Origin of the sequence: Streptomyces sp. NPDC057137 (assembly GCF_042670825.1) — a bacterium.
Classification (GTDB): domain Bacteria; phylum Actinomycetota; class Actinomycetes; order Streptomycetales; family Streptomycetaceae; genus Streptomyces.
Map to the genome: position 1 here is coordinate 136102 of NZ_JBHUUW010000015.1, position 12069 is coordinate 148170.

Sequence of the window (12069 nt, forward strand, 5' to 3'; positions counted from 1 at the left end):
TCCAGACGGCCCCCCGGCCGCCGCTGCGGCGGACGCAGGGAGGTGCCACGCATGACGGACAGAAGTCTCTGGTCCTACAAGGAGATTGCCGCACACATCCGGGTACAGCCGGACACCGTCCGTTCGTATCGCAAGCACGGTCTGCTTCCGCCGCCGGACCACGTGGAGAACGGCAAGCCCTACTGGTACGCGGACACCGTCCGCGCCTGGGTGGCCAAGCGCCCGGGGAACAGAGGCCGCAGAGAGTGAGGGGCGGGAGCTGATCCCCGCGCCGGGTCCGCGCACGACCGGCTCCGAGGGCCCCGTATTCCACCAGCGGTGGACGTACGGGGCCCTCGGTCCGGTTCGGGCTCAGACCCCGACCTTGTCCCGCTCACCCGCCCCGGACACAGCCCCGTCGGGCCCGTCGGCGCCGTCGGTGCCGTCCGTCCCGGCCGCCGGCCGTGACCCGCCCTCGCTGACCCCGAACCGGTCGTGGAAGCGGCGCAACGGACCCGGCGCCCACCAGGTGGCCCTGCCCGTCAGCTTCATCACCGCCGGGACCAGCAGACTGCGCACCACCATCGCGTCCATGACCACCGCGAGCGCGATACCGAGCCCGAGCATCATGGTGTTGGTCACCCGTGAGGTGCCGATGGCGACCATGACCACCGCCAGGATCACCGCCGCCGCCGTGATCAGCCCTCCCGTGCGCTGAAGCCCGAATATGACGGACCGCTCGTGGTCACCGCTGCGGTCGTACTCCTCCTTGATCCGGGATATCAGGAACACCCCGTAGTCCATGGAGAGTCCGAAGGCGACGCAGAACATCAGCACCGGAAGCGTCGTCTCTATGTCCCCCGTCGGGGTGAAACCGAGCAACCCGGAGAGATGGCCGTCCTGGAAGACCCAGACGACCGCTCCGAACATCGCCGTGAGGCTGAGCGCGTTGAGCGCGACCGCCTGGAGGGGGATGAGGACGCTGCCGGTGAGCAGGAAGACCAGCAGCAGCGTCACCACGACGATGATGCCCGCGGCCAGGGGCAGCCGGTCCGCGATGGCGTCCTTCGAATCGACCAGTACGGCCGCCGTGCCGGTGACCGAGGTGTCGAAGGCGGCGGGCTCGGACCGGAGTTCACGGACGAGTTGCTGGGTCCCCTGGTCCACCGACTCGCCGCGTGGCAGCACGGTGAAGTACGCGTGGTCGCCGGAGACGACCGGACCGTCGACCCGCAGCACATCCGGCAGCCCGGCCACCCGGTCGCGGTAGTCCGCGTACTCGGCGGCCGTCGCTCCGCCTTCGCCCAGCACTTCGAGCCCGCCGCCGGGGCTGCCCGGGAAGCCGCTCCTGATGTCCTCCTGGACCACTCGGGCCTCGGCGCTCGACGGCAGCTGCCGGTCGTCGGCCGTGCCGAACTTGACGCCCAGGAAGGGCAGTCCGAGAAGCACCAGGCCCGTGGCCGTCGCGACGGCGAAGAGCGGGGCCCTGCGCATCACCAGCGCCGCCGTACGTCCCCAGCCGCCGCCCGCCTCGGCAGTCGCCGCCGGCCGGGATCCGGTCGCCGTCCCGTCGCCGGGCGCGGACTTCTTCCGTCCCCTGCTGAACAGCCGTCGCAGGTCGAGGGAGTTGACCCGGTGACCGAGCAGCATCAGCGCGGCCGGCAGCAGGATCAGCGCGGCGGCCGCGGCGAGCAGCACCACCGCTATCCCGGCGTAGGCGAACGAGCGCAGGAAGTACTGCGGGAAGACCATCATCGCCGCGAGCGACACCGCCACCGTCAGCGCGGAGAACAGCACCGTCCGACCGGCGGTGCGGAGCGTGGCGCCCACCGCGTCCCGCACCTCCGCGCCCTCGGCCAGCTCCTCCCGGAATCTGCGCACGATGAACAGCGCGTAGTCCACGGCCAGTCCGAGCCCCAGGGCCGTGGTGAGGTTCTGCGCGAAGACCGAGACATCCGTGATCTCGGTGATCCCGCGCAGTACGGCGTTGGTCCCCAGGATGGCGACGATGCCGATACCCAGCGGCAGCAGGGCGGCGATCGCACTGCCGAAGACCATCACGAGCAGGACCAGCGTGACCGGCAGGGCGATCAGCTCGGCCCGCAGCAGGTCCTCCTGGATGATGGCCTGCATCTCGTGCCGTACGGCGACCGGCCCGCCGACCGAGACCTCCAACAGTCCTTGCGTGCCGCGGAATTCGGGCGCTATCCGCTCCAGGGTCCGGCCCGCTTCCTTCTCCTCACCCACGATCCTGGCCGCGATCAGCGCCTCTCCCCCGTCCTCGGCGCGCAGCGCGGGCGCCCGCGTCTGCCAGTACGACCCGACGCCTACGACGCCCTCCTCGGCGGCCAGCCGGTCGGTGAGCCGCTTGGCCTCGGCGGCGACGGCGGGGTCGTCCACCCCTTTGTCGCCCGCGTCGACGAGCAGCAGGAGATTGGGCTGGGAGGCCGGGAACTCACGCTCCAGCGCCTTCGTCGCGTAGGTCGACGAGGCGGCGGGGTCCTCCCAGCCACCGCTGCCCATCCGGTCGCCGACTCCGCTCCCCGCGAAGACCGCCAACGCCGTGATCACCAGGGCGACCAGCAGCGAAAGCCGTGGGCGCGCCGTGACGAACCGGGTCCAGCCGCCGATTCGCGACCCCCTGTTGACTTCGGACATAGTGCGGTGTCCCCTTCACCGTGACCCAGCGCATGGGTCAGCGACTGCCATAGAATGACAAACACGAGTGATCACTCGCATAAATCAAGAATGCGAGCGACGACTCGCATTTGTCAACCGCAGTCAACCGATCGAGGGATCCTGGGAGTTCACGTGCCTGAAGCGAGGAGAGGCGGAGCCGTGGAGCGAGGCATCCAGGACAGTGCGGCCAAAGGCGGCGGCGCCGACGACACGGGCAAGCCACGCCGCCGCCAGGCCCGCGGCGAGCGCCGTATCGCGCAGCTCCTCGAAGCCGCGGGCCGCGTCTTCTGCGCGAGCGGCTACACGGCGGCGAGCACCAACTCCATCGCCCGGGAGGCCGGCGTCTCACCCGGCACGCTCTACCAGTTCTTCCCGAACAAGGAAGCCATCGCCGTCGAGCTGGGCGACGTACTCCTGAATCGCTGGCGCACGACGTACGGGCAGGCGTTCACACCCGCCCACCTGGATCTGCCGCTCCCCGAGATGCTGGACGCCGTCCTCGATCCGCTGATCACGTTCAACTGCGAGAATCCGGCGTTCGCCGTCCTGATGCACGGCTCCGAGATCCCGGGGCAGGTGACGGAGGAACACGACGTCCTGCACTCCACCCTGCTCACCCGGGTCGAGGAGATCCTGGGCAGCTATCTCCCCAACACCCCGCAGGCCGAGCGCACCAGGACGGCGGAGTTCGTCTTCGTCCTGTTCAAGGGCGGTCTGGATCTGGTCCTGTCGCATGAGGGCGAGGAGCGGGACGCCTACATCGGGGAGCTGAAGAACGCCATGTTCCGCTACCTGGCCCCCCTCGTCGGCGACGCGGCCCCCCACTGCCGGCCGCAGCGGGAGACGGCGACACCGGACTCCTGACTCCACACGAGGACCACACGCCGCGATTCCCGACTCGCATTCATACCCCCTAGGGGTATAGTCTGTGCCATGTCAGGGCGTCGCGGCTTTTCGCCGCCCCCTGGCACCCCTTGTTTCGCACGCCCGCCCCGGAGGAGAACGCCATGACCGCAGAGACGAAGATCGAGACGGAGACCGCCCAGGCCGCCGGTTCCTGCTGCTCGCCGACCGGCTCCTGCCACGACGGCGCGGACGAGACCGCGACGGGCGCCGTGACAACGGTGTACGCGGTCACCGGGATGACCTGCGGCCACTGCGAAGGCGCGGTCTCCGGCGAGATCTCCGCACTGAAGGGCGTCACATCGGTGAAATCCGAGGCCGCCACCGGCCGGGTGACCGTGGTCTCCGAGGCACCGCTCGACGAGAGCGACGTGCGCGCGGCGGTCGACGAGGCGGGTTACGAGCTGACCGGCCAGGCCTGATCGACCTCATCACGGGCCGTACGCGACCGGGTTTTCCCCCCGGCGGCGTGCGGCCCTTCCGTCACTTCGGCCACTTGAGCCACAACAGCCCTACTCAGCCCCATAATCGGCGGCCAGAGTGACGGCATTTTCATCTGTTTTCGTAGTAACCAACAATTTGCGGCCCCGCTCCTTCACATGAGGCACAGGACCTTCACAAAGAGATCTAGATCACATAGATTTAGGGGTAACCATCCGGGCAGCTCGCGAGTCTAAGAGGCGATGCCGAGAACGTCTTGGGGGACGTTCATGAGATGTCTTGGGGGATGTCTCAGGCAAGCGTTGGCCGGGGGACGTGCAACTGGGGAGCTTTGAGCGGCCCCCCTGGTTCGTACGTACCCCGGCAGACCGCGTGAAACTGGCTTCTGCCGGCAACCGCAGACGCCCGGCCCGGATCCCGTGGGGGGAATCCGCACCGGGGATATGGGAAGCGCCCCGCTATACCGACCCGTGGGGGGATCGGGAAGCGGGGCGCTTTCTGTTGCGCTCGGGTGGTGTCCGGCTCGCGGCGCCGTCGGCGTGACCGCGAGGACCGTCCGGTCGAAGGCTCAGCGGCTCTCGACAGGCACGAAGTCGCGCAGGACCTCGCCCGTGTAGATCTGGCGCGGGCGGCCGATACGGGAACCGGGCTCCTTGATCATCTCGTGCCACTGGGCGATCCAGCCGGGCAGCCGGCCGATCGCGAAGAGCACGGTGAACATCTCGGTCGGGAAGCCCATGGCCCGGTAGATCAGACCCGTGTAGAAGTCCACGTTCGGGTAGAGGTTGCGCGAGACGAAGTAGTCGTCGGAGAGCGCGTGCTCCTCCAGCTTCAGCGCGATGTCCAGCAGCTCGTCGGACTTGCCGAGCGCCGAGAGGACATCGTGCGCCGCCGCCTTGATGATCTTCGCCCGGGGGTCGAAGCTCTTGTAGACGCGGTGGCCGAAGCCCATCAGACGGACGCCGTCCTCCTTGTTCTTCACCTTGCGGATGAAGGAGTCGACATCGCCGCCGTTGGCCTGGATGCCCTCGAGCATCTCCAGCACCGACTGGTTGGCGCCACCGTGCAGCGGGCCCCACAGGGCGCTGATGCCGGCGGAGATCGAGGCGAACATGTTCGCCTGCGACGAGCCGACCAGCCGCACGGTGGAGGTCGAACAGTTCTGCTCGTGGTCCGCGTGCAGGATCAGCAGCTTGTCGAGGGCCGAGACCACCACCGGGTCCAGGTCGTACTCCTGGGCGGGGACCGAGAAGGTCATGCGCAGGAAGTTCTCGACGTACCCGAGGTCGTTGCGCGGGTAGACGAAGGGGTGCCCGATCGACTTCTTGTACGCGTACGCCGCGATCGTCGGCAGCTTGGCCAGCAGCCGGATCGTCGAGAGGTGGCGCTGCTGCTCGTCGAACGGGTTGTGGCTGTCCTGGTAGAACGTCGACAGCGCGCTGACCACGGAGGACAGCATCGCCATCGGGTGCGCGTCACGCGGGAAGCCGTCGAAGAACCGCTTCACGTCCTCGTGCAGCAGCGTGTGCTGGGTGATCTCGTTCTTGAAGGACGACAGCTCGTCGACCTTGGGAAGTTCACCGTTGATGAGCAGGTAGCCCACCTCGAGGAACGTCGAGCTTTCGGCAAGCTGCTCGATGGGGTAGCCGCGGTACCGGAGGATGCCCTGCTCACCGTCGAGATAGGTGACGGCGGATTTATAGGCGGCGGTATTGCCGTAGCCGCTGTCCAGAGTCACCAGGCCGGTCTGGGCCCGCAGCTTCCCGATGTCGAAGCCCTTGTCGCCGACGGTGCTGTCGATCACCGGGTAGGTGTACTCGCCATCGCCGTACCGCAGTACTACAGAGTTGTCGCTCACGTCATCCCTCACCGACGTAGTGCCTCTTCTTCGAGGTGCCCTGACTGTCTCTACCATCCCCCATTTGGCTCAGGAGAGTGCACTCGGGGTCGACCATTAGGCCTATTCGCGGCACTGAGTGCCGCCAACTTTCACATCCTGCCCCCTTCGCCCCGGTTCCGAAAGTCCGGGGTGGGCATTGACTCCGCCGGACACTCCCCTGGAGGGGTCGGCGCACCCGGAGACGGCGCACCTCCCCGGCCCCGTTACCCCGCCCACGTCCCGGTCAGAAGCCGCCGGCCTGGAGGCTGCCCGACAGCCGGTGGTCGAGGGCGGTGAAGCGACGGCCGGCGGAGACCGTACGGACGGCCTGGCCTATCGCCTTCCGGGAGCCGACCAGGACGACGAGCTTCTTGGCCCGGGTGACCGCCGTGTAGAGCAGATTCCGCTGGAGCATCATCCAGGCGCCGGTCGTCACCGGGATGACCACGGCCGGGTACTCGCTGCCCTGCGAGCGGTGGATCGTCATCGCGTACGCGTGCGCCAGCTCGTCCAGCTCGTCGAAGTCGTACGGCACCTCCTCGTCCTCGTCCGTCCGCACCGTCAGACACTGGTCGTCCAGGTTCAGCGAGGTCACGACCCCGACCGTGCCGTTAAAGACCCCGTTCTGCCCCTTGTCGTAGTTGTTGCGGATCTGGGTGACCTTGTCGCCGACACGGAAGACGCGGCCGCCGAGCCGCTTCTCCGGCAGCTCGGGCCGGGCGGGGGTGATGGCCTGCTGGAGCAGGCCGTTGAGGGTGCCCGCCCCGGCCGGGCCGCGGTGCATCGGGGCCAGTACCTGGATGTCGCGCCGCGGGTCGAGTCCGAAGGTGGCCGGAATGCGGCGGGCCGCGACATCCACCGCGAGCTTCCCGGCCTCCTCCGTCTCGTCCTCCACGAAGAGGAAGAAGTCGCTGAGGCCCTGGGTGATGGGCTGGACCCCGGAGTTGATGCGGTGGGCGTTGGTGACCACACCCGACTGCTGGGCCTGCCGGAAGATCCGTGTCAGACGCACCTGGGGCACGGGCCCGCCGTCGGCCAGCAGGTCCCGCAGCACCTCCCCCGCCCCCACCGAGGGCAGCTGGTCCACGTCACCGACAAGCAGCAGATGTGCACCGGGTGCCACGGCCTTCACGAGCTTGTTGGCGAGCAGCAGATCCAGCATGGACGCCTCGTCGACCACGACCAGATCGGCGTCGAGCGGTCGGTCCCTGTCGTACGCGGCGTCCCCGCCCGGTTTGAGTTCCAGCAGCCGGTGGACCGTGGACGCCTCGGCGCCGGTGAGCTCGGCGAGGCGCTTGGCGGCACGGCCGGTGGGCGCCGCGAGCACCACCTTGGCTTTCTTGGCCCTGGCCAGTTCCACGATCGAGCGAACCGTGAAGGACTTTCCACAGCCCGGTCCGCCGGTCAGGACGGCGACCTTACGAGTGAGTGCGAGCCGCACCGCCGCCTCCTGCTCGGGGGCCAGCTCGGCTCCTGTGCGGCCCGCGAGCCAGGGCAGGGCCTTCTCCCACACGACGTCCTGGAAGGCGGGCATCCGGTCCTCCCCGGCGCGCAGCAGCCGCAGCAGCTGGGCGGAGAGGGACAGCTCGGCGCGGTGGAAGGGCACCAGATAGACGGCGGTGACCGGCTCGCCCCCGTCGGGGCCCGGCACCTTCTCCCTGACGACGCCCTCGGCCTCGGCGGCCAGCTCGGCGAGGCAGTCGATGACCAGACCGGTGTCGACCTGGAGGAGCTTCACCGCGTCGGAGATGAGCTGCTCCTCGGGCAGGAAGCAGTGGCCCTGGTCGGTGGACTGGGAGAGCGCGTACTGCAGTCCGGCCTTGGCGCGGTCCGGACTGTCGTGCGGGATGCCGACGGCCTGGGCGATGCGGTCGGCGGTGAGGAAGCCGATGCCCCAGACGTCGGAGGCCAGCCGGTAGGGCTCGTTCTTCACGACGGAGATCGAGGCGTCGCCGTACTTCTTGTAGATGCGGACGGCGATCGAGGTGGACACACCGACGCCCTGAAGGAAGATCATGACTTCCTTGATGGCCTTCTGCTCCTCCCAGGCGGCGCCGATCAGCTTCGTCCGCTTGGGGCCGAGGCCGGGGACCTCGACGAGCCTCTTCGGCTCCTTCTCGATGATCTCCAGGGTGTCGACGCCGAAATGCTCGACGATCCGCTCGGCGATGCGCGGGCCGATGCCCTTGATCAGACCGGAGCCGAGATAGCGACGGATGCCCTGGATGGTGGCGGGCAGGACCGTCGTGTAGTTCTCCACCGTGAACTGCTTGCCGTACTGGGGGTGCGAGGCCCAACGGCCCTCCATGCGCAGGGACTCCCCCGGCTGCGCGCCGAGCAGCGAGCCGACCACGGTGAGCAGATCGGCGCCCCGGCCGGTGTCGACGCGGGCGACCGTGTAGCCGTTCTCCTCGTTGCTGTACGTGATCCGCTCAAGAACGCCTTCGAGCACGGCCAGATTGGACATGATCCGACGCTACCGCCCGGGTACGACAGCCGGCCCGCCCTGTGGACAACTCCCCCTCGCACAGGGCTTCGACGGAGCGCCGGAAAGCTTTAGGGGCCCGGTCCACTGGACCGGGCCCCACGCGCTCCCCCCTCCGACACAAAGCTTCCCGATCCCCCCGGACCCCTCCCCGGAAGCCTTGATGCCATGTACGACAGACGTCACCGCGAAAGGGTTGCACGGTTGCGGGCAGTTATTTTCTCTGGCATCAGAAATGCTGATAGAAGATGACAGAAGTGGCCATTTCCCTACGAGAGCGGCTTCGTCGCGACAGACGGGCTTCCCTTACAGCGCATGCCTCACATACCGCGCCGCGACATCGGCCAGCAGCTCCGCACCGTCCCGCACCCACAGGGTGTCGTTGAAGAGTTCGACCTCGATCGGGCCGTCGTACCCGGCCGCGTCGACGCGTTCGCGCCATACCCGCATGTCGATCGCGCCGTCACCGATCAGGCCGCGGCCGTTCAGCACCCCGGCGGGCAACGGGGTCGTCCAGTCGGCCAGTTGGAAGGAGTGGATCCGGTCCGCCGCCCTGGCGATCGCCGCCGGGGCCCGGTCGTCCCACCAGACGTGGTACGTGTCCACGACGACCCCGACCTGTTCGGCGGGGAAGCGTTCCGCGAGTTCCAGCGCCTGGTCGAGCGTGGAGACGACACAGCGGTCGGAGGCGTACATCGGGTGCAGCGGCTCGATCGCCAGCCGTACCCCGCGCTCCCCCGCGTACGGCGCCAGAACCGCGAGCGCGTCCGCGATCCGTTCACGCGCCCCGTGCAGATCGCGGCTGCCGGCCGGCAGCCCGCCCGACACCAGGACCAGGGTGTCGGTGCCCAGGGTCACGGCCTCGTCGATCGCCGCGCGGTTGTCGTCCAGGGCGTCGGCCCGTGCCGCGGGGTCGCTCGCCGTGAGGAAACCGCCGCGGCACAGGGTGGTGACGGCGAGCCCTGCGTCACGTACGAGCTTGGCGGCGGCCTCCGTGCCGTACGCCTGCACCGGCTCCCGCCACAGCCCCACGCCCGGCACACCGAGCCGCACGCATGCCTCGGTCAGCTCGGGGAGGGTGAGCTGTTTGACCGTCATCTGGTTGATGCTGAAACGGCTGAGGTCGCCCGGCAGTCCGGTCGCGCCCGCGTCGGGCACGTCGGACGCCTCAGTCACTTCGGTCACGTCGATCGCCTCGTTCACGTCCGTCACTGGTCCACTCCGTACACGCCGAGCAGGGACTTCATCCTGGCCTCGGCCGCCGCCGGGTCCGGGAACAGGCCCAGCCCGTCGGCCAGTTCGTACGCCCGCGCCAGATGCGGAAGCGAACGGGCCGACTGGAGGCCGCCGACCATGGCGAAGTGGTCCTGGTGCCCGGCCAGCCAGGCGAGGAACACGACGCCCGTCTTGTAGAAGCGGGTGGGAGCCTGGAAGAGATGGCGGGACAGTTCGACCGTGGGGTCGAGCAGTTCCCGGAAGCCCTTCGCGTCACCCGTGTCCAGGACGCGTACGGCTTCGGCGGCCACCGGCCCGAGCGGGTCGAAGATGCCCAGCAGCGCGTGGCTGAAGCCGCGTTCGTCGCCCGCGATCAGCTCGGGGTAGTTGAAGTCGTCGCCCGTGTAGCAGCGCACGCCCTGCGGCAGACGCCGGCGCAGCTCGACCTCGCGACGCGCGTCCAGCAGCGAGACCTTGATCCCGTCGATCTTGTCCGGGTGTTCGGAGATGACCTGGAGGAATGTCTCGGTGGCAGCGTCGAGGTCCGTGCTGCCCCAGTAGCCCTCCAGCGCCGGGTCGAACATCGGGCCCAGCCAGTGCAGTACGACGGGCTCGTCCGCCTGCCGCAGCAGATGGGCGTAGACGGCCAGATAGTCCTCGGGCCCCTCGGCCGCGGCGGCGAGCGCACGTGAGGCCATCAGGATGGCCTGGGAGCCGGTCTCCTCGACGAGCGCGAGCTGCTCCTCGTACGCCGCTCGGACCTCCTCCAAAGAATGCGTTCCCGGAGCGAGTTGGTCGGTGCCCACCCCGCACGCGATCCGGCCGCCGGTGGACCGCGCCTCCGCCGCCGAACGGCGGATCAGCTCGGCCGCGCCCGCCCAGTCCAGGCCCATGCCGCGCTGCGCGGTGTCCATGGCCTCGGCGACCCCGAGGCCGTGCGACCACAGATGGCGGCGGAAGGCGAGCGTGGTGTCCCAGTCGATGACGACCGGCGCTCCGGGGCTGCTGTCCGCGTACGGGTCGGCCACGACGTGCGCGGCGGAGAAGACCGTACGGGAGACGAGAGGAGCGGAGTCGGCGCCCTGGGTGGTGAAGGCGGCCGGTTCGCGGCGCGGCTGGTAGGTGCGCAGTCGGCCGTCGGCGTCCGGGAGCCGGAGCCCCTGCCCCGACTTCCTTACGGAGGGCGTGTCGGGCGCCGGGGAGGGTGTGGTTCGGGTGGTCACAGCGAGAGCTCCGGTACGTCGAAGCGGCGTCCCTGCGCCGAGGACTTGAGCCCGAGTTCCGCGAGCTGTACGCCGCGCGCGCCGGCGAGCAGGTCCCAGCGGTACGGCTCGCCGAGCGTGATGTGGCGCAGGAAAAGCTCCCACTGGGCCTTGAAGCCGTTGTCGAACTCGGTGTTGTCCGGGATCTCCTGCCACTGGTCGCGGAAGGACTCGGTGGCGGCCAGGTCCGGGTTCCAGACGGGCTTGGGGGTGGCGCTGCGGTGCTGGACGCGGCAGCGGCGCAGTCCGGCCACCGCCGAGCCGTGCGTGCCGTCGACCTGGAACTCCACCAGTTCGTCCCGGTTGACCCGGACCGCCCAGGAGGAGTTGATCTGCGCGACGATGCCGCCCTCCAGCTCGAAGATCCCGTAGGCGGAGTCGTCGGCGGTCGCCGCGTACGGCTTGCCCTGTTCGTCCCAGCGACGCGGGATGTGGGTGGTGATGTGCGCCGAGACGGAGTTGACCTTGCCGAACAGCTCGTGCAGGACGTACTCCCAGTGCGGGAACATGTCGACGGTGATGCCGCCGCCGTCCTCACTCCGGTAGTTCCAGGACGGGCGCTGCGGCTCCTGCCAGTCGCCTTCGAAGACCCAGTAGCCGAACTCGCCTCGTACGGAGAGGATCTCGCCGAAGAAGCCGCCGTCGATGAGGCGCTTCAGCTTCAGCAGGCCAGGAAGGAAGATCTTGTCCTGGACGACGCCGTGTTTGATGCCGGCGCTCTGGGCGAGGCGGGCGAGATCCAGGGCGCCTTCGAGGTCGGTCGCGGTCGGCTTCTCCGTGTAGATGTGCTTCCCGGCGGCAACGGCTTTCTTGATGGCCTCGACCCGCGCGGAGGTGACCTGCGCGTCGAAGTAGATGTCGACGGTGTCGTCGGCGAGGACGGTGTCGAGATCGGTGGACCACTCGGTGAGGCCGTGCCGTTCGGCGACCTCTCTGAGGGCGTGCTCACGGCGGCCGACGAGCACGGGCTCGGGCCAGAGCACCTCACCGTCGCCGAGGTCCAGTCCGCCCTCTTCGCGGATCGCGAGGATGGAACGCACCAGGTGCTGTCGGTACCCCATCCGCCCCGTGACGCCGTTCATGGCGATCCGCACTGTCCTGCGTGTCACGAAGTTCCCTCCATACGGCCGTAGCAAGCGCTTTCTATAGGGTATGAAGCTAGCCTGCCGAAAGCGACCGGACAAGGGTCCGGCGCCGATCTACTCCCTCATCCACCTTTCGGAGGA

General features: G+C 68.9%; 9 protein-coding genes. 3 read left to right on the top strand and 6 right to left on the bottom strand.

Annotation, left to right across the window (positions count from 1 at the left end; all coding sequences use genetic code 11):
• Positions 1-51 precede the first annotated feature (51 nt).
• On the top strand, positions 52-249 hold the full coding sequence (locus tag ACFT9I_RS15660) for an AlpA family transcriptional regulator (RefSeq protein WP_023541603.1): 198 nt from the start codon (positions 52-54) through the stop codon (positions 247-249).
• A 102-nt stretch (positions 250-351) separates the two neighbouring features.
• Here the strand turns inward: ACFT9I_RS15660 and ACFT9I_RS15665 are convergent, their stop codons facing one another.
• A complete protein-coding gene (locus tag ACFT9I_RS15665; protein ID WP_382564485.1) occupies positions 352-2637 on the bottom strand; it encodes an MMPL family transporter in 2286 nt (761 codons plus the stop codon).
• A gap of 153 nt (positions 2638-2790) precedes the next feature.
• On the opposite strand from ACFT9I_RS15665, the gene ACFT9I_RS15670 reads away from it, so the two are divergent.
• Complete coding sequence (locus tag ACFT9I_RS15670) at positions 2791-3522, top strand: TetR/AcrR family transcriptional regulator (protein ID WP_382564487.1); 732 nt, start codon at positions 2791-2793, stop codon at positions 3520-3522.
• Between the two features lie 143 nt (positions 3523-3665).
• The gene (locus tag ACFT9I_RS15675; protein ID WP_382564488.1) at positions 3666-3983 is read left to right on the top strand and encodes a heavy-metal-associated domain-containing protein; all 318 of its coding nucleotides are present in this window, start codon (positions 3666-3668) and stop codon (positions 3981-3983) included.
• A 587-nt stretch (positions 3984-4570) separates the two neighbouring features.
• On the opposite strand, the gene ACFT9I_RS15680 is transcribed toward ACFT9I_RS15675, so the two are convergent.
• From ACFT9I_RS15680 to ACFT9I_RS15700, 5 genes are all read right to left on the bottom strand, one after another.
• Positions 4571-5860, bottom strand: a complete 1290-nt coding sequence (locus tag ACFT9I_RS15680) for a citrate synthase (protein ID WP_382564490.1) — start codon at positions 5858-5860, stop codon at positions 4571-4573.
• Between the two features lie 265 nt (positions 5861-6125).
• Positions 6126-8348 carry an ATP-dependent RecD-like DNA helicase gene (locus tag ACFT9I_RS15685; RefSeq protein WP_382564492.1) on the bottom strand — a complete coding sequence of 741 codons (2223 nt, stop codon included), beginning with the start codon at positions 8346-8348 and terminating at the stop codon, positions 6126-6128.
• 324 nt (positions 8349-8672) lie between these two features.
• Positions 8673-9464: a sugar phosphate isomerase/epimerase family protein gene (locus tag ACFT9I_RS15690; RefSeq protein ID WP_382564538.1), complete on the bottom strand. Its 792-nt coding sequence runs from the start codon at positions 9462-9464 to the stop codon at positions 8673-8675.
• 110 nt (positions 9465-9574) lie between these two features.
• Positions 9575-10804 (bottom strand): dihydrodipicolinate synthase family protein, encoded by a 1230-nt coding sequence (locus ACFT9I_RS15695; RefSeq protein WP_382564494.1) that lies wholly within the window; start codon positions 10802-10804, stop codon positions 9575-9577.
• The gene (locus ACFT9I_RS15700; RefSeq protein WP_382564495.1) at positions 10801-11952 is read right to left on the bottom strand and encodes a Gfo/Idh/MocA family protein; all 1152 of its coding nucleotides are present in this window, start codon (positions 11950-11952) and stop codon (positions 10801-10803) included. The genes ACFT9I_RS15695 and ACFT9I_RS15700 overlap by 4 nt, the downstream gene beginning before the upstream one ends.
• Positions 11953-12069 lie beyond the last annotated feature (117 nt).